This is a genomic window from Sulfurisphaera javensis (assembly GCF_041154675.1).
GTDB lineage: Archaea > Thermoproteota > Thermoprotei_A > Sulfolobales > Sulfolobaceae > Sulfurisphaera > Sulfurisphaera javensis.
The window spans coordinates 1830565-1847729 of record NZ_AP031322.1 but is presented as its reverse complement, the minus strand read 5'-3'; the positions used below and the strand labels follow the sequence as shown (position 1 = coordinate 1847729).

The window sequence follows — 17165 nt, the reverse complement described above, 5'->3', positions numbered from 1 at the left end:
GTTCTTACGCATGCAAATGTCTGCAACTATTTCCTCTTCTATATTCAACTTCCCTAAACTCATCCCACTCAATCTTATCTTTACGTATGACGTCATAGTAAGATACCCAAAGGAAAAGATTATCTAACTCATTTACTCTTAACTTAACTTCACCAGTTAAGTACTTTAACGTAAATTTTAAATCAGAAGCAATAAATGGTATTTTCCTCTTTATCAATTCTTTTACAGCTTTATAATAACTAACGTAGTAATCACCAGCAGAAACGATATACCTTTTCCTCTCATCTGGTGGGTATAAATGAATTCCATATGTGTGTAATCCTCCCCTAGTTATTTCAAAAGAATGCCCTCCGCAATTAGATTCTGTATGTAACCATTCTTTAAATGCCTTTGCATCATCAAGAGGCAAATCCATCATTCCACAATCTCTTCCATCAGCATACTTTAAGTAAAGAGATTTTAAATCGGCCGAAGTATCTAATCCTAATGCTTCATAAATTATTTTTGTTACCTCTAAATAATCTCTTAACGTTATTTCCTCAGACGGTAAAGTATTCTTTAGATTGTCTTTGTACGCATTCCAAACTTCCCTAGCTTCTTCTTTTGTAATTTCTGGTTTTACCACGTATTTCCTTTTTACCCAACCAGTTGCGTAATGCTTGTCAATTAATTCTATATCGATAAGAACGGGGTTATCATGTTGAAGCTTAACAAATTCATAAAGCCTGTATACTAATGACTTTACTTTTTTATCTAGTTCATCACTCTCTCCTTTCTTTATAACTATCTTTTTATCAAGTATTCTAATCTCGTATTCATCAAAACATTTAAGATAAATCAAAACGATTGGAACATACTTTATTTCTTTCTTAACTTTTACTGGGCAAAACAGATAGGAATAAACTCTAACATAATCGTTCTCTCTTGAAGGATAAACTAATTTCTCAATTTCTTGTAATTTCTCATAAAGTTCGTTACTTTTGTATTCTCCTTCCTCTATTAAGTACATAACAAGGGGGTAAGAGTTAATAATTTTCCAAATTTCATTTTCATTTCTCATTACCTTATCAAATTTTAAAAATGGGAGAGAAAGTTAAAAGTGTGAGTGGAATTAAAGTACAAAGACAGAAAAGGAGAGCTTTAGATTTTCTAACAGATGCTAAAAATGATATAAACAGAGGTTCTTATGATATTGCAATTTTTCATGCTGAGGAAGCTTTACAACTATATACCAAGGCTGTAATTTTTGAGCTTTTTGGAATTGAGTTTAGGTCTTACGATGTCAGAACTTTACTTTCCCGCTTATCTCAGCTTCTGAGAGAAAACGAATTTTCTACTCTTGCTGACAAGATAGATTCCCTTTCTGTTGAATATCGAAGAATTCTAATAAACCTTGAAGACTCTTATAGTGAAGCTAGATATGGAGAAGAGGAATATGATAAATCACAAGCTGAAGAAGCAGTAGATGTTGTAGAAAAGATTATAAATGAGTTAGAGGAGATTGCTAAAGATGTCAAGTTGGGTAAAGGATAAATTTGCTCACTTAAGAAGATGGAGGGAATATGCTGAGATTATTGCCAAGGCTTCTAAAGAGTTAGACCCACAAGCTAAGGTTTACGTTTTTGGTGGAGTTGCTGAAGATAGGGTGACAGTGCTTAGCGATATTGACATTTTAGTTCTAATTTCAAGACCGTTAACTAGTAAGGAAAGACTTTTTCTAAAACAAGAAATAATGATAAGGGCTATGGATAAATATGGTTTACCTTTTGATGCTCCAGTTGAGCTTCACGTTGTTGATGAGGAAAGGGCAAAAAGTTATTTCGCTCATGCTAAGAAAATGATTGAAATTGCATAATGATAGTCAACTAGCTAATTGAAGTAGTTTCTATGCTTTTCTCTTAACTCGATTTGCCTTCCTCACGTTAATACATGTAATACGTCTGCGTAAATATTTTTAAATTTTCACGTGAAAAATAACATATGGCTATAATAAGTATTAGAGTTGATGATGATTTGAAAAAGAAGATGGATGAGTTAAGTTATATTAATTGGAGTGAAGTAATTAGGAGTAAAATTAAAGAGGTAATTGAGGAAGAAGAAAGGAAAAAGGAAAAGAAAGATTATAAAAGGATTGCTGAAGCATCCCTTAGATCGCTGGAGTTCTATCAAATTTATGGTGGTAAAAGAAGTGAAGAGACAATAAGGGAATTTAGGGATAAAAATTGGCAATTGTAATGCTTCCGTTGTGATAAAATGGTTTGCTAAGGAGAATTACAGTGAGCAAGCTTTACTCTTAAAGGAGGCATATGTTAAAGGGATAGAAGATCTTCATGCTCCATGCATTTTACCTTTTGAAGTTCTTAATGGACTTAAATACACTTACAGTCTAGGTGAGAATGAGTTAAAAGAGGTAAGTAAAATTCTTTCAGATTTTCAAATAACTTTGCATCCTTTTGATGAGATATCTGATGAAGTATCTTATCTTTCGAGTAAATATGGGATAACAATTTATGATGCATCATATATAGCTTTAGGAAAAGTGTTGAATGATAAAGTATATACTGCTGATGAGAAATTATTAAGGAAGTGAATGATTTATCATTTATGATTCATATTAAAGACTTTAAATTCATGTGATTCTATCTTTAATATTTGTGAAATGGAGGGAAAATCTAATATAGACTTATTTACATAATATACCACAATGAAAGAATTACAATATGACTTAGAATGTAATTGTGAAGTTCCTAGATTTATTATTATGAGATACTTTGCCGATCCAGTCAAGCTAGTTGAGAGTATGAAGGCTATTAAAAGCGTTAAACAACTTGACGATAATAGTTGGGAATTAGAAGCTAAATGGTTATTTTATAAAGCAAGGTTAACTCTGAGGAGAATACTAAAATATGATGAGGTGATTTATTTTATTGAAAAGCAAGACGGTAAAATAAAAGGTTCCTCTTATATTAGGTTTATAATTTTACCTAATAGGATCCTCAAAAAGTACGTTATCAAATCTTTATTTGTATATGAAGGATCTTTAGGTACTTTAGTAGAATTCTTAGCTGAAGGGTATTATAGGAGGTTGGAAAAAGAATTTGAGAAAGAAATTAATAATTTAGTTCGACAGGCTGTATCATCATAAAAAATATATTCTTGTTACTCGTAATCTCTTTATGAAGTTAAGAAAAGGTAATATGGAAATTGACGTATTAACAAAGGGTGCTTATTTATACTCTTTTTCCGTAAATGGGAAAGATATTCTTCTTCGTGGTAATCTTTACAGATTAACTAGAGGAGGAATGGCAATTCTAATACCTTTTGCTAATAGAGTAAAAGGAGGAGAATATGAATTTGAAGGGGTAAAATACACTTTGCCTAAAAATAAGGAGGGTAATGCAATTCATGGTCTTGTACTAGATAAGATCTTCACTATTAAAGAAATAGGTGAGGATTTTGTTACTCTTTCTTATGACTTATCTCATAATGGTTATCCTACAAAACTTCATATAGAGATTAAATATGAAGTGAATGAATCTAGTCTTATGACTACATTCTTAGTAAAGAATATAGGAGATAGAAAAGCCCCATTAACAGTTGGGGCTCATCCTTACTTTATAGTTTCTAACGATTGGGATATTTATCCTAAGGAGGTTAAGCAGTGTATAATGAAAAACAATATACCTACTGGTGAAATTATTAACTCCACTCTATCTCACAAAGATTATGATGACTGTTTTTTAGTTGAGGAAGATGTAAAGTTAGTTTCTTCTCATTCTTCTATATTAATAAAGAGGGAAAATTTACCATTTATTCAAATATACAGTGGTGTTAAAGGTGCTTTAGCGATAGAGCCAATGAGTGGAGCACCAGATGCTTATCACAACGGTTTAGGCTTAAAGATAATTAACCCGGGGGAAGAAATGAAGTTTTCCTTTAAAGTAGAAGTAATTTCATAAATCTAATTCAGCCTATTACTAATTTAAGGATCTTCTATGCAAATTTCTTCTCCTTTTTTAATTTCGACTTTAAGCTTTTTTAATACTTCTCTCTCTAGTAGAGTCATTTCTCTACCAAAAGTAGGTGATTCAATATATCCCATTATTCTTACATCCCCAATTTTAATGATACACTTTGCAGTTCTCATTTTAATATTTCCAGAAAGAGTAGAATATGTTCTCCAATTATCTTCCGCCAATTCAAGAGAAGCTAAGCGAGAATAAATACTACCAGGTACTAAAACCCATCCGGAAAAACCTGTATCGATTATCGCCTTAATTTTCTCAGAAATTTCCTTTACTGGGTCAATAAGTTCAACTTCAACTTCTGGTCTATTATTTATTCTGAAGCAATTGAGGACCAAAGCCATTCTCCTTGTGGATTTATAGGATAGTTTTTACTACTTATAGTACATTTCTTATAGTTCTTTGCAATTCTTATTACTTCTTCTTCACTCTCAAAACCTCCTATGAACTTTCCATCACAGACTAAAACATACTTTCCCTCCTCGTAACTCTCAATAGCTCTCTTATCAGTCTTCAATACAATGTTGTTCTCGTCAACTAAAGAATCAAGTGAGGAAAGCCAAAATCGTATTGCTATTTGGATTGCTTCAGATACTGTAATACCTAACAGTGCTGACTTTGCCTTAAGTTCTTTATATAGTTCTTCATTCATGTTTTTTATTAGAACTTCCATAAGTTAAACTTGTTAAACGAGATAATAAAGTTTAACTGCACTCTTTTAATAACTCTTTCTCTTATGATTCCAGTATTAATGTCGTCTTGAGAACTACAACATCATTAATATTAGCTTTTAAAGGCAGAAGGATATAACGGCGCATAAGTATTTAATTATAAACTTCTTTTAATGGTTATGGTCAGTTTATTTAAAGCTTTGATGATGATTGGTTTCGAGCATGTTGCACCTAGAACATTGCAAAGGGGAGAAGTTACAATAATTGTACATTATAAAGGATATGATGTTAAATGGGAAATATTTACTCCTTTTGGATCTGCAACTTACCACAGTCAAAAAGCAGCATTGCATGGTCTAGTTTTAAGGTTAGCAATAAGTAAGGAAGAGTTAGAGTATTTAGCTTCCTTAGGTCTTGAATATGCAAAGGAAGAACTGGAAAATTATGAGAAAACGATGAAGAGAATTGAAGCTGGAGGGCAAAGAGCAATAAGAGAATATCTAAAATCCTTAGAAGGCGAAAAAAGAGATAGAAACTTAAAATCAATAGAAAGGCAATTTTTGAGGCAAGTTATATATCCAGAATTAGAGAAAATTCTTGAGGAAAACGGATATAGATGTCCGATATGCGGTAGATTAATGCTTGAAGTAAGTCAATTTTATTCTCATTTGAAAACTTCTCCTATAAGAACATTAGATCATAAAGAATTCTTAAAGAGAATACAAGACAATATAACAAATTCTACGCCATAATTTTTGATTAGACTGTATTTTCTTATCAGTTTTAAAATTGCACTTGGAATTTTTTCTTGTAGTGATTGAAACTGGCTATGATTTTTCTTTCTTATTAATTTTTATTCCTACAAAAACTTATCAGTTTTGGGCTATCTCATATGCTTTAAACTCTAGGGGTAATACTTATTATCGTAATACCTTATGTAAAAGTATAGAAGTATACTGTTATATTTACTGGTGTACTTACTGAAGTCTCATTATTTTCATGGTAAGAAGGAAAAGATTTAGAATAGGCTGAGACGCAAATATAATACATATCTACTTTAATTTCAAACATTTCTCAAAGTTCTGCATGAGCTTCTCCTTTTCTTATATTATTGTTCAACTTCTTAGAGCAATATTTTAATGATAGTTTTCTTTCTTCTTCTAAATAGGGGAAAACGAAATTGCTAAACACGATCATTAGTGTAATGAATAGTTTTAAAACGTTGCTTTAGTAATCAAATTCTACGATGCAAAAACTATATACGTTTTCAGTTACTACTAATATTTCTATAGTTTTGATTTGGGCATCAATGCTTCTATTTTCAGAATTTTATTATACATCATTTTGGAGTGATATATTAATAGTTTCTCTTCTTTTAATTTCTGGTATTCTTCTTTTTATTAAAGGTGATCTTAAATTCTTTAAAATTATAGTTTATTCGGAACTCTTCATTTCTCCAATCTTCTATTATTATTTATTTCATAAGATGCTCATCATACCTATCCTTTATCTGATTCTTATTATTGGTATTCTTACCAAGAGATTAGATATTGCATCATTAGTAAACCTTTTCGTTGTTGGGATTTTTAAACCTGTGTATAATTCTTTTGGTACTGACGAACTTATGATTGATTATTATTCAGCTTATCAATTTCTCCATGGGTTAAATCCTTATAATCCAAATGTCACAAATAATGTATTCTTTGTTTATCATGTTTCACCATATATTTATGGAACTCCTTATACAACTGGAGGTTTTGTGACAAATTTAAATTACCCTTCTCTATCGTTTCTTCTTCTTATACCAGCTGTTCTTTTTCATTTTAATCCCAATTATATTCTTCTGTTTTTCTACGTAATTTTGCCTTTGATAATGAAATTTAAACTAGATAATAGCTCATTTCTTCTTTTTATATCTGCTTATTTCTTTAACGTCTATTATTTTCTTTATTCAACTGGTGGAATTGATAATATTGTGTGGGTAACATTTCTCATAATTTCTTTTCTAGTTAAGGATGAGTGGTTAAAAGGAGTTTTTTATGGTCTTTCAGTATCCTATAAGCAAGATCCTTTGATTTTCCTACCTTTTTATATGATTGAACTTTATAGAGAGAAAAAGAATTTGAGTAAGTTCTTAATTGGAGCTATTGTAACTTTTTTTATTCTAAACGGATATTTTATTGCTATTTCGCCACATTATTATTTTACTGACTTATTGACCCCATTATTTAGTAACTTATTAGAAATTGGATTCGGTCTTGACATTTTTTCGGTTAATGGTTTCTTTTATGAATTTAAGGACTTTTTCTTTTTTACACAGTTGTTTATTTTTTCTGTCTCTTTATACTTATTCATTAAACGTAAGATCTCAAACTACATAGGTTCAATTTATTTTTTCATGTTTTTCATGTATAGGATGTTGTGGAATTATGTTATGTACATTCCTATATTTAATTACCTTGATAATAAGGTTGAAAATAAAATAAGCTTAAGGAAGGATGTTATTAAACCACTCTTCTTAGTTTCTCTTGTTATATTTTCATTTGCTTTGATATTCCATTATGCTTATTTCTCTTATTATAATAGCATTAAGATTGAAGTTTTACATGTGTTCAAAACAGATGGTAACATAACTGCAATGTTAGTTAACGTATCTTACGAAGGTCCTTTAAATAAGATAAAACCCATGTTTAGACTTTTTGCTATTAATAGTTATCATGGTGGTAATGGTTTATTGTGGATATCTAATTCTACTTGGTTAGAAAGAGGTGAATGGGAGATAGTAATGATAAAGTCTCCTTTAAATATTCTTGGTATTGCAGGGGGAGGATATATAATAATAAACGCTTATTATGAAGATGTAAATGGTTTTTTATATGTTAATGTATCGTAAAATAAGCATTATAATAACTATAATAAGCATTAATAATTGTGTAAGAGTTGTAAGTGAATGTGAGATAAGAATAATTGGTATAAACTAATACTATTTCTGATTCTCCTTTTTCTAGCCATGTGGAATTTGACTCCCATAAAAGTCCATTTCCAGTATATAATCCTCCGCTGGAAAATATTCTGAAAAATGGTTTTATTTTTCCTTCACCATTAAAACTAACGTTAAATAGCATGGCATAAACTTTTCCATCTTTGCTATATATTTTAAGTAATTGAATATGCAACGTATTATAATACTGTGAGAATCCATAATGGAAAAACAGTGCGAGAGATAGGATTAACAGAATAGCAATTGGTATTATTATTTTTTGGTTTCTCTTAATGCGTCTCTCGTTTCCCCCTTCTTCTACGTAAGTGAATATAGGGAGATATGAGATATAATTGTATAGCATTCTATACATGAATAGCATGATATAATAAACGAATCCTGTCGATTCACTTTTCAGCTCTTTTTTCCAAGTAAAGTATAAGCCAACAAGAAGAATAATAGCTTGTGAAGATATATAAAAAAGAGGATATTCGTAAAATACTCCTATGATAGAAAGTAGATCAATTCCACTACCTATTTGTATTATGTTTGCTGTAACAGGCGTTAGTATATCGTAAAAGAAATAATATGGTGAAAGGAAAATGAAATATCCATTAATTAATACAAATGTGAGAAAAGATGCTAAAAGAAAATGGTAAGAATCTTTTTTTAGTTGTATTAAGTAAAAAGGCAGAAATATTAAAGGATCTTGCTTATAGGATACTGAAAGACCATAAAAAACTCCTTTTAAATACTTGTTCTTGATTAAGAAACTTAACAAAAGAAATGTAACCCAGATAATGTCATCAACTCCATGAACTGAGAAGATAAGATAATAATAAGATAACATATATCCAGAAATAAAAAAGGGAAATGCTTCTTTTAATCTTAAATAAACTATAACTGGCAATAACAAATAGAAGAAAAAGACTATATAGTTTGGCGAGAAACTAAAAATATAAGAAGGTAAATATAAGAGAATATATAAAGCTGGATAATTCAGATTTGTTACTACACCTCCCGTAGTATACGGAGTTCCACATATGGAAGTATTTTCCGGGTAAACAGAAAATACATTTTTAGTAAGTTGAGGATTATAGGGGTTTAGACCATGAAGAAGAAGATGATCCGAATAATAAGCAATTATTATTTCGTCTGTGCCGAAATACGTAGTTATTGGTAATACTGCGGTAGATAAAACGAAGAATATCAGTAGGTAAGTTAGGTTCTCGTTTCTTTTGTATCCTAATAATAATATTATATAAGGAATTATTAGAAGATACAATCTCCCAAAGAAGTAAAAATACTCTAATGGTGCTATTAATACTTCAGTCAATATGATTAGTTTAGCATATTTTATGTTGATTTTGATGAAAAATAGTAATCCAATAAGCAATAATAAAATGATGTTTATAATGTCAAAAGTAATATTTGTGTAATAGTAGTATAGTCCAGATAAGTAATAAAGTACAGCAAGAAACAACTGAATGAAGTTTGAGCGAATAGCTAAATTGTATCGTTTTTCCACATATTGCCTTAAGGAAAATAATTTATAAATCTTGTCACAAGATGAAAGATCATATAAACTAACTTTAATTTTCTGATTTTAACGAAAACGTTCTACTTATTGAAAGAGATCTTTTAGTAAGTTTGAAAAAGTACAAATATTTATAAAACAAATTCACTGGAAAACTAAAATGAGATGAAAACACCTATTTTAATTGGCATAATAGTTGCTGTAGTAGTAGCTATAACTGTGCCAAGTGTAATGTATTTTATTCTTATACACGGAAACCAAAATAATCCAAATGTTGTAGCTTCAAGTAATTCTAATACTACCGTATTGCTACAAGAAATTGCAAGTCTTAAAGCTCAAATAAGTAATTTAACTTCTGAAAATCAAGCTTTACAATCTGAAGTTAATAATTTGCAATCTATTGTAAATTTACAAAATACCCGAACAATAGCAAATGATTATACTGTTAATCAACCTGCTGGTCAATACTCTACTATCTCGTTCACAGCAAATTATGCTGGTTACGTTACTGTTAACGTTTTATCATCAACTACAACAAAAACAACAGTTACAATTGTAGAATATACTAACATGGGGCAAACTATTACAAGTCAGACTTATAATGTGGGGACTTCTGGGACTGTGGTATTTCCAGTTTTGCCAGGAGAAATTGAGGTTGAGGTTGGTAATAGTAACTTCTTTAATGGAGCTACTGAGACCGTAACAGTAACCTATACATATTAAATCTTTTTTATTTACTTCTTGTTACTTTATTTCTTATATCATCGTTAAACAATAAATTATTTCCGTATCTTTTTCCATTTATTTAGTTGTTTGGCTCATACAACTATCATCTTATAGTCTCTCCATAGAGGCATAATTACTTTTAATTTACATAATAACGCTATAGTTTAGTTGGTTTTTAGCTTATTACGATAAAATCAAGTAATGTTAGTAAGCATTATTCAAATAAAGTGATAGTAATAAATTATATTTATAGAGCATTCTCATTAAAATTCTAATCTAACATAAATTTAATTTCTATGATATATTTGAAGAGAAATAAATCCAAATTTTATAGTATTCATTGTAGAATCTATCACTTCATAAAGTTAACTACTAATAGTTTCCTCATGCTTAACTATTATGATAAAACTTTTATAGGAATTTTCTGACCAACTCATATGAAAAATAAATTAATTGTACTAGTGGTAATGTTTTTATTTTCTATTTCAGCATTATTATCTACAGCTACTTTTATTGTATCAACGTCTACAATAGTTAAAGTAAGTAATGCTTAAGTTTTTCCACTTTCCATGATCTGGTATAAAGGCTCACTTTATATTGCATATGATGTAATTAACGTTACTACAAATTCTTCATCAACATACATAGTAAAGTATTCATCAAATTCAACATATACAGTATTTGAAGAATCAGCCCAAGAAAAACCATCTATATCCCAGAAATGTTTACTTTTAATAATACTCTATATATAGAATTATTCTCATTTGTGAACCCTAGTGCTACATCAGCTTATTCACCAGCATTCCATATTTATCTTTATGAGTATAATGGAAGTACGATCGTAGGCGAGAAAGTATTTAACGAATTTACGCTTTTTTATTCAATTAGTTATAATAATAACTCAGCATTACTAATGGAATCTTTTTCGCAATCATATTCTACCGAAAATATCACGTTATTATTTACCAATGGAAAATCGGTAAGTTTTAATGTCTCTTCTATTAATTATGTACCCATTATAAAACCAACACATCTAGGAGTATTAGTAGCAGAAATTCATAATATAGTATATAATCTTATTACACCAACTACTCCTTCTAATACTGTATCTTCCACTTTGAAAACCTCTTCAAGCAATTCATCATTGATTTTAATAAATTGGAATGGGAATGTAGTATACAACAAAACATTAAACTTAGCCATTGCACCTTTTGATTTTGAGACAAGTAGTTTTGGCTTCTCGTCAAGTCCTCCAATAGGTTCTGTATATGCTATAGTTGGTAATTACTTTTATGTAATCAATTTATCTTATACTGGTATAACTTATCCTAATGAATATACTAGTGAGTTAGTAAAGATTTATATACCTAATGGAGAAATTTCTTCAGTTCTGAACATTTCAAATAATTCGCACATTTCACTTTTACCTCTTGATAACAATTTAGTAATAATAAAGAGTGAGAATAACACATTATCTCTTTATAGTATAGGAATGGGTAACAACATGACTTTATTGTATAAGATACCTTTAAAATATAAGACAATAACTCGTATGGAGCCAGTACCTACTCCTCAAGGAATAGAAATGGAAAAAAAGGAATGTCACTGTTTTAGCGACTTTATTCTTTGAAGCAAGCAATGATAATTACATATTAGTTGTTAATCCATTAAATAGTACAACGTATAACGTATCAGTTTATATGATAAATAAGGCTTATAGTTATTTATCTAATTTTAATTTCTCTTCAGCTGCTTATGCTTCAGTAGTATCACAATCACTTTCTGCTGCATTATTAGGTGTTGGCGTATCTACTGCCTTATTTAATTCGTATTAAATTTCATTAGAAAATGGGACGGTTAGCTTTGCTTTATTTGGATCTAATGGAACCATAATTTATTCCTCTATTATACCCAAGGCTTTTATAATTAGTGGGGGAGGCCCATTTAGAGGAGTTCCACTGGTTCTTGTTACTAATGTGAGTGGTACTTATTATGTTACATATGTAGTTAAAAGTTCTAACTCTACTTCGATAAACCTGATGATTATTAAACAAACTACCCCAGTAACAACAACCACAAAGCAAACCTCTACTACACCATCTTCCTCAGTTCTCTCTTCAACTACTCCTTCATCTTCAATGAATCCATTAATTATTGTGGGTATAGTAATAGTAATAATAGTAATTGCTATTAGTGTAGTCTTATTAAGAAGAAAAAGATAAATATATTTCTTTTTTAAAAAAGAAATTGTAATAATAAGGATAGAATGTGTTCGTATATTATTGAGGTTTAAGCTTAATTGGAATTTATCAATTTTAAGTTATTAGTGTGCTGAAACTCTCATTCTTACATTAAACTTATAGTTCTTAGTCCATAAAGCAACAATTAACGCTAATGTCATCATTATCATTCCAAATATCGCTATATAATTAAATGCTGTCGCTGATGGGATAAACCCCATGACGTAAATCTGATTATTTAGCATAGTAATTATGGGATCTTGATAAGTTTGCATAAATACTGTTGCAACAACTGGACCCACTGAACCACCTAGAGTTCTTAAAAGAGTGTTCATTCCCATTCCAGTAGTCCTATATTGGTCTGGTAAAGACAATGCGACCATATTTACTAAAGGTATAATAAATGCCACTAAACCAACAGACGAAATAAAGCCATCTAATAAAACATCAAAAGGTGTACTTCTGTATATAAGTAAAAGAAGGTAAGAAAGATCAGTTAGGATACCGCCTAATATCATTATAGGCTTTGGTCCTATTCTAGGCATAAGTCTACCTAATATTGGACCAAATATTATCATTCCTAATGCTACTGGGGACATTAATAAACCAGACTGAATAATTGAAAGACCTAAACCATAAGGTTTTGGTAACTGAGAATAATAAACTAAGAAAATGAAATTTGCAAACATTCCTATTCCAGAAATTAAACCTACAATATTAGCAACAGCAAAGTTCCTTATCTTAAACAAACTTAATTTCATTAATGGTTCCGATATAACTCTTTCATAAGCGATAAAAACGCCATAAAGTACAAGGCCAACGACTAACATCCATAAATTATCTAAAGCTAACCAACCTAATGTTGGACCTTCAGTAACGTAAACTAAAACTAAGGCTGTAGCAACGCCAATTAATGTTGCACCTATATAGTCCACCTTTTCTTTTAATCTAGTTCCAGTATGAGGTAGGTATTTAAGTGAAATGAAAAAGATAATAAGAGAAAGTATTGCTGCAGTATGAAAAGCATAAGGCCATCCTAAATCTTCAACTATGTAAGAGCCTATAAGTAAACCTAAAGCTGGCCCAATACCTATTGTTGCACTTAAAATTGATTGGGCAAATGCAACTCTCTCTTTCGGATAAATATCAGTTATTATTGCTATTGCTATAGGGAACATAGAGAAACCAACTCCTTGAATAGCCCTAGCAGCAATTAAAACCCAAATATTAGGAGAAAAACCAGCTAACGCAACCGCAACTATATAGAAAGCAATTGAAATTATGTACATCCTAGTTTTACCATAAGTATCAGCTAATTTTCCCATTAATGGTGAAGTAGCTGCAGCTACTAGCATATAGGCTGAAGTGATCCAACCAGCTAAGGTTGAAGATATTGAAAAATCATTCTCTATTGTAGGTAAAGCTGGAATAACCATTGTTTCAACATAATTTACAATTAATAACATTGCCGAAAGTATAAGCAACGTCTTTGATTTATAATCCATGATCACATAAACATAGTTTAAAGCTATTAAAGTTTTCGATATATCTAATTCTTCCTTTTAGGTTTTAAGTCTCTTGATAGAGATTTCCACTAAATATTTTATTTATGAGTACCTTACTATATTTTCATTAAATAAGGATACTATAGCTAGCTTCTGATTTCAACTATAAAACAAAAAAGTAAAAACATGGTATAACTTGTTATCCATCGTCTAAGTGAACTATTCCGCCCTTAAGGATTGACCAGCCTTAGTTTTCCTTATTAAGTCCAGTAAGTTTTTAATCATTATTAGATCGTGAAAGACCTAAAATAGTTCCAAAACTTTCCTATATGACTACTCTGAGATAACTTGCTATTTATCCCTTATATAAGGGGTTATCCAACCTAAGGATGGGGGCTCTCACCCCTTAACCTCAGAAGTTATATAACGATAAAGTGAATAAGAAGAGTTTTAGATAGTCAAAAATTTAATTTACAAGAATAATTACTCTTATGCTCTCTGATGAACTTTGGGATTCAATTTCAGATATATATTCTGCAATTCTTTCACATCCTTTTATTAGGGGTTTAACCGATGGAAGTTTAGAGGAAATTAAGTTTCAATACTATATCATACAAGACTTTTTGTATTTGAGAGAATTTAGTAAGTCCTTAGCAATCCTTTCCGCAAAGGCTGAAAGGCAAGAAGACTCATTACTTTTTGCTACTCATGTTTCTCATGTTCTAGAAGTTGAAAGAAGTCTTCATCAATATTTTATCTCTTTGTGGAAAATTGATCCAAGTAAAGCTAAGCCATCTCCTACAAATCTTCTTTATACTTCTTATCTTCTTTCTGTAGTATATTCTAGACCTTTTTATGAAGGCGTTTCAGCAGTTTTACCTTGTTACTGGATTTATATGGAAGTTGGAAAAGAACTGCTTAAAAAGAGTTCTCCAAACCCCTTATATAGACGTTGGATTGAAACTTACGGTGGGGAAGAATACGAAAAAGGAGTAAAGTCTGTCATTAAAATTCTTAACTCCTTTAGATTAACTGAAGAACAAAAAGAAGCTGTAAAGAAGCATTTCAGACTAGCTTCTATGTTTGAATATATGTTCTGGGATATGGCATATAAAATGGAAAAATTTCCTTTCGATTTTTAAAATTTTTATCCTTCCGTTTTGTTACATCTACCACTATTGTAAAATCGCAAGTATATCTTTTGCAGTGATTCTCTTTAAGGGATTAGGATCAGTAGCTCTTATTATGGTTTCTTGGAATTCTCTGGGAATATTTGATGGTGGGATTATAGGAAGTTGGCTTTTTGCTTGGTTAATTAAATTTAATGCTCCTTGAATATCACCATTAGCATAAAGAGTAAAGGCTTGATCTAATAAGTCACCAATAGGGCTATAACTCATTGTTAACATCTTGTATAAAGTAACACCAAGAGAAAATATATCCATTGATGGTGAAGCCCCTTTTCCTGTTATTAAAGCTTCTAATTGATCTGGTGAAGCGTAAGCTGGAGTTATTTGTGTAACTTGAGAACCAACTTTAACTGCCGAGCCTAAATCACCAATTTTCACTTTTCCCTTTACATTTTGATAGACTTCATAAGGAGAATTTCCTAGCTTAGAGGAAAAGAAGATATTTGCTGGTTTTATGTCAAGATGAACGTATCCAGAAGAATGCAAATATGCAAGTCCTTCAGCAACTTCCTTAATTATTTCTTTAACTATATCGTACCAGTACTGAGAATAAACGAATCTATCTTGAATTAAGGATTCAAGGTTTCCTCCCTCCATGAATTCCATTACAATTGCTGGAGGAAATTGCAAATATATTGAAGAATCTCCGTCTAAAATTCTCTTAATATTATTTCTATCTACATAAATTCCATAAATTTCAACAAACCGTGGATTTTGAGATAATTTTTTCAAATTTTCACCTTCTGAGAATAAAACGTCAAATGAGGATAAACTAGCTTGAGTTCTAGTACCACCAATAGTCTGTTCAAGTTTAAGAATTTTTAAAGCGTAATAAGTACCACCACTTTCTCCTTTTAATACATAACCATTACCACCCTCGCCAATAAAATCAACTATCTTATACCCATACAAATTCTTACCAACCCATAAATTAGCATTCCATTGCTGTGGAGTAGCTTGAGAAAATGTAACAGGTTGAAGTGTTGGTAAAGTATCAATAACTATATAATCTCCTCTAAACGCTTGCCCCCCGCTAGGATTAAATTTGAAGTTACCCAAAGGACTAGCTTTCCAATTAATCATCATTTTATCAAATAAAGGAAAATAAGTATCATTCCCTTGAAGCTTATAAACTACTCCATCTACGTTTAATAACCAATCGCTGTTGTAGTTATTTATTCGAAATCTTATATAACATTTTCTAAAATTTGAGGGGCTTGGATTTCCTATGCTATAAGTTACTCTAACCTTGTCACTAGTCGTAATGTGTATGTTTGGAACATAAGTAATTCCATTGATCTCTTGTGGGCAAAAGATTAATTGTTGGGCTTTAATAGAAACTTCTTGCCCTATTGGTAAATCCACAAGATAACTATCAACCTGAACTTTTATATTTTGCGTAGGCAAACCAGTTATTAAGACTTTTTTGTATTGACTTTTTTGTGATGAAGAAGAGCTTTTTATTAAGCCTCTTATCATGGAGCTTTTTGGTTTATGTTTCGAAGTAGGAGAATTTCTTACTCTTATTTTGATTTCAAAGAAAAGTTTTCCTTTCCTAGAAAGGGCAATTCCCCTAATATATGCTGTAAATAAGATGAATATGAGAATTATTGGAATATTATCTACAGCGTAAGTAGAAGAAGGTGGAGGTGAAAGATAAAGGGCATAAGCTAAAATTAATTCGACTACGAATGGAATAAGACCAAATATGAATAAACCAATAATTTCAAGAAAAACTAATATTCCAGTTATTTCAGCAGCAGTAGATAAAGCAGGCCAGAAATATATTATGCTTAACAAAGTAATAACTATACCAATACTGAAAGTCTTTAAGTTGGGGTAAAGTCCATTAATAAGTAAAGAAGCTAAAGGAAGAGCTATTGTGAGGAAAGAGAGATTAGGAAATATTGGTAATGTGGGATCGTGTTTATATATTATTGTGAAAATAATTGAATATATAATAAAATCGTAAAGCATATTAACATTAATTTTCATTGCTAGAATCTCTATGTTAGTGATTAAATATTTTTCTTTTCATGCAATGGAGAAAAATATAACTAATAGACAGACTTTTCCATATAAATGCAATTATGTATATTTTTTATGACATGTCGAATATTACTAGGTTAAGTATTTTATTCATATTAGATGCAAACCCCAAAAGTTAATTGCACGGATTCCAGTGTTGGAAAAAGAAATTAATTGACTCAAGGAACAATGCTAGAACAGATTTTTATCTAGCCATTTAGGCAATACTAGGGACGAATGTACTCTTCAAGATTTAAATATTT

General features: G+C 30.4%; 20 protein-coding genes and 1 pseudogene. 14 read left to right on the top strand and 7 right to left on the bottom strand.

The window, feature by feature from the left end; all coding sequences use genetic code 11:
* Positions 1-4: 4 nt before the first annotated feature.
* The gene (locus ACAM25_RS10190; RefSeq protein ID WP_369609621.1) at positions 5-1009 is read right to left on the bottom strand and encodes a hypothetical protein; all 1005 of its coding nucleotides are present in this window, start codon (positions 1007-1009) and stop codon (positions 5-7) included.
* Between the two features lie 92 nt (positions 1010-1101).
* Between ACAM25_RS10190 and ACAM25_RS10185 the strand changes: the two genes are divergently transcribed.
* The 6 genes and pseudogenes from ACAM25_RS10185 to ACAM25_RS10160 all read left to right on the top strand — a co-directional run bounded on the left by ACAM25_RS10185 (position 1102) and on the right by ACAM25_RS10160 (position 3959).
* Positions 1102-1533, top strand: a complete 432-nt coding sequence (locus ACAM25_RS10185) for a HEPN domain-containing protein (RefSeq protein ID WP_369609620.1) — start codon at positions 1102-1104, stop codon at positions 1531-1533.
* Positions 1511-1855, top strand: a complete 345-nt coding sequence (locus ACAM25_RS10180) for a nucleotidyltransferase domain-containing protein (protein WP_369609619.1) — start codon at positions 1511-1513, stop codon at positions 1853-1855. Before ACAM25_RS10185 ends, ACAM25_RS10180 begins: the two co-directional genes overlap by 23 nt.
* Before the next feature lie 125 nt (positions 1856-1980).
* Complete coding sequence (locus ACAM25_RS10175; RefSeq protein WP_369609618.1) at positions 1981-2235, top strand: VapB-type antitoxin; 255 nt, start codon at positions 1981-1983, stop codon at positions 2233-2235.
* Positions 2222-2637: pseudogene (locus ACAM25_RS10170) on the top strand (type II toxin-antitoxin system VapC family toxin). The gene ACAM25_RS10175 and the pseudogene ACAM25_RS10170 overlap by 14 nt, the downstream one beginning before the upstream one ends.
* A gap of 67 nt (positions 2638-2704) precedes the next feature.
* Positions 2705-3145: an STK_08120 family protein gene (locus ACAM25_RS10165; protein ID WP_369609617.1), complete on the top strand. Its 441-nt coding sequence runs from the start codon at positions 2705-2707 to the stop codon at positions 3143-3145.
* Positions 3146-3176: 31 nt separating this feature from the next.
* Positions 3177-3959 (top strand): aldose 1-epimerase, encoded by a 783-nt coding sequence (locus ACAM25_RS10160; RefSeq protein ID WP_369609616.1) that lies wholly within the window; start codon positions 3177-3179, stop codon positions 3957-3959.
* A 23-nt stretch (positions 3960-3982) separates the two neighbouring features.
* Here ACAM25_RS10160 and ACAM25_RS10155 read toward each other — a convergent pair whose 3' ends face one another.
* Positions 3983-4369: a clan AA aspartic protease gene (locus ACAM25_RS10155; RefSeq protein WP_369609615.1), complete on the bottom strand. Its 387-nt coding sequence runs from the start codon at positions 4367-4369 to the stop codon at positions 3983-3985.
* Positions 4339-4698: a hypothetical protein gene (locus ACAM25_RS10150; protein ID WP_369609614.1), complete on the bottom strand. Its 360-nt coding sequence runs from the start codon at positions 4696-4698 to the stop codon at positions 4339-4341. The genes ACAM25_RS10155 and ACAM25_RS10150 overlap by 31 nt, the downstream gene beginning before the upstream one ends.
* Positions 4699-4875: 177 nt before the next feature.
* On the opposite strand from ACAM25_RS10150, the gene ACAM25_RS10145 reads away from it, so the two are divergent.
* Positions 4876-5448, top strand: a complete 573-nt coding sequence (locus ACAM25_RS10145) for a hypothetical protein (protein WP_369609613.1) — start codon at positions 4876-4878, stop codon at positions 5446-5448.
* Between the two features lie 181 nt (positions 5449-5629).
* Here the strand turns inward: ACAM25_RS10145 and ACAM25_RS10140 are convergent, their stop codons facing one another.
* Complete coding sequence (locus tag ACAM25_RS10140) at positions 5630-5767, bottom strand: hypothetical protein (protein ID WP_369609612.1); 138 nt, start codon at positions 5765-5767, stop codon at positions 5630-5632.
* Positions 5768-5942: 175 nt separating this feature from the next.
* Between ACAM25_RS10140 and ACAM25_RS10135 the strand changes: the two genes are divergently transcribed.
* Complete coding sequence (locus tag ACAM25_RS10135) at positions 5943-7589, top strand: hypothetical protein (RefSeq protein ID WP_369609611.1); 1647 nt, start codon at positions 5943-5945, stop codon at positions 7587-7589.
* Here the strand turns inward: ACAM25_RS10135 and ACAM25_RS10130 are convergent.
* Entirely contained in the window at positions 7576-9204 is a 1629-nt protein-coding gene (locus tag ACAM25_RS10130; RefSeq protein ID WP_369609610.1) for a glycosyltransferase 87 family protein, read from the bottom strand. The genes ACAM25_RS10135 and ACAM25_RS10130 overlap by 14 nt on opposite strands.
* Before the next feature lie 174 nt (positions 9205-9378).
* Between ACAM25_RS10130 and ACAM25_RS10125 the strand changes: the two genes are divergently transcribed.
* The 5 genes from ACAM25_RS10125 (at position 9379) to ACAM25_RS10105 (ending at position 12161) form a co-directional block, all read left to right on the top strand.
* Positions 9379-9936: a hypothetical protein gene (locus ACAM25_RS10125; protein ID WP_369609609.1), complete on the top strand. Its 558-nt coding sequence runs from the start codon at positions 9379-9381 to the stop codon at positions 9934-9936.
* Between the two features lie 572 nt (positions 9937-10508).
* On the top strand, positions 10509-10691 hold the full coding sequence (locus tag ACAM25_RS10120) for a hypothetical protein (RefSeq protein WP_369609608.1): 183 nt from the start codon (positions 10509-10511) through the stop codon (positions 10689-10691).
* 14 nt (positions 10692-10705) lie between these two features.
* Positions 10706-11569: a hypothetical protein gene (locus ACAM25_RS10115; protein WP_369609607.1), complete on the top strand. Its 864-nt coding sequence runs from the start codon at positions 10706-10708 to the stop codon at positions 11567-11569.
* Between the two features lie 70 nt (positions 11570-11639).
* Entirely contained in the window at positions 11640-11774 is a 135-nt protein-coding gene (locus tag ACAM25_RS10110) for a hypothetical protein (protein ID WP_369609606.1), read from the top strand.
* Between the two features lie 204 nt (positions 11775-11978).
* Positions 11979-12161 carry a hypothetical protein gene (locus ACAM25_RS10105; protein ID WP_369609605.1) on the top strand — a complete coding sequence of 61 codons (183 nt, stop codon included), beginning with the start codon at positions 11979-11981 and terminating at the stop codon, positions 12159-12161.
* Between the two features lie 101 nt (positions 12162-12262).
* On the opposite strand, the gene ACAM25_RS10100 is transcribed toward ACAM25_RS10105, so the two are convergent.
* On the bottom strand, positions 12263-13684 hold the full coding sequence (locus tag ACAM25_RS10100) for an MFS transporter (protein WP_369609604.1): 1422 nt from the start codon (positions 13682-13684) through the stop codon (positions 12263-12265).
* A gap of 491 nt (positions 13685-14175) precedes the next feature.
* Here ACAM25_RS10100 and tenA point away from each other — a divergent pair, with 491 nt between their 5' ends.
* Positions 14176-14826, top strand: coding sequence for a thiaminase II (gene tenA / locus ACAM25_RS10095; protein WP_369609603.1), 651 nt, complete (start codon positions 14176-14178; stop codon positions 14824-14826).
* Positions 14827-14859: 33 nt separating this feature from the next.
* On the opposite strand, the gene ACAM25_RS10090 is transcribed toward tenA, so the two are convergent.
* Positions 14860-16869 (bottom strand): serine/threonine-protein kinase, encoded by a 2010-nt coding sequence (locus ACAM25_RS10090; RefSeq protein ID WP_369609602.1) that lies wholly within the window; start codon positions 16867-16869, stop codon positions 14860-14862.
* Positions 16870-17165: the final 296 nt, after the last annotated feature.

Excerpts from the sequence above, each read along its gene's own strand:
- ACAM25_RS10190 (WP_369609621.1), bottom strand. The coding sequence starts at position 1,009 with ATGTACTTAATAGAGGAAGGAGAATACAAAAGTAACGAACTTTATGAG.
- ACAM25_RS10180 (WP_369609619.1), top strand. The coding sequence starts at position 1,511 with ATGTCAAGTTGGGTAAAGGATAAATTTGCTCACTTAAGAAGATGGAGG.
- ACAM25_RS10175 (WP_369609618.1), top strand. The coding sequence starts at position 1,981 with ATGGCTATAATAAGTATTAGAGTTGATGATGATTTGAAAAAGAAGATG.
- ACAM25_RS10165 (WP_369609617.1), top strand. The coding sequence starts at position 2,705 with ATGAAAGAATTACAATATGACTTAGAATGTAATTGTGAAGTTCCTAGA.
- ACAM25_RS10160 (WP_369609616.1), top strand. The coding sequence starts at position 3,177 with ATGAAGTTAAGAAAAGGTAATATGGAAATTGACGTATTAACAAAGGGT.
- ACAM25_RS10155 (WP_369609615.1), bottom strand. The coding sequence starts at position 4,369 with ATGGCTTTGGTCCTCAATTGCTTCAGAATAAATAATAGACCAGAAGTT.
- ACAM25_RS10150 (WP_369609614.1), bottom strand. The coding sequence starts at position 4,698 with ATGGAAGTTCTAATAAAAAACATGAATGAAGAACTATATAAAGAACTT.
- ACAM25_RS10145 (WP_369609613.1), top strand. The coding sequence starts at position 4,876 with ATGGTCAGTTTATTTAAAGCTTTGATGATGATTGGTTTCGAGCATGTT.
- ACAM25_RS10140 (WP_369609612.1), bottom strand. The coding sequence starts at position 5,767 with ATGTTTGAAATTAAAGTAGATATGTATTATATTTGCGTCTCAGCCTAT.
- ACAM25_RS10135 (WP_369609611.1), top strand. The coding sequence starts at position 5,943 with ATGCAAAAACTATATACGTTTTCAGTTACTACTAATATTTCTATAGTT.
- ACAM25_RS10125 (WP_369609609.1), top strand. The coding sequence starts at position 9,379 with ATGAAAACACCTATTTTAATTGGCATAATAGTTGCTGTAGTAGTAGCT.
- ACAM25_RS10120 (WP_369609608.1), top strand. The coding sequence starts at position 10,509 with ATGATCTGGTATAAAGGCTCACTTTATATTGCATATGATGTAATTAAC.
- ACAM25_RS10110 (WP_369609606.1), top strand. The coding sequence starts at position 11,640 with ATGATAAATAAGGCTTATAGTTATTTATCTAATTTTAATTTCTCTTCA.
- ACAM25_RS10105 (WP_369609605.1), top strand. The coding sequence starts at position 11,979 with ATGATTATTAAACAAACTACCCCAGTAACAACAACCACAAAGCAAACC.
- ACAM25_RS10100 (WP_369609604.1), bottom strand. The coding sequence starts at position 13,684 with ATGGATTATAAATCAAAGACGTTGCTTATACTTTCGGCAATGTTATTA.
- tenA (WP_369609603.1), top strand. The coding sequence starts at position 14,176 with ATGCTCTCTGATGAACTTTGGGATTCAATTTCAGATATATATTCTGCA.
- ACAM25_RS10090 (WP_369609602.1), bottom strand. The coding sequence starts at position 16,869 with ATGAAAATTAATGTTAATATGCTTTACGATTTTATTATATATTCAATT.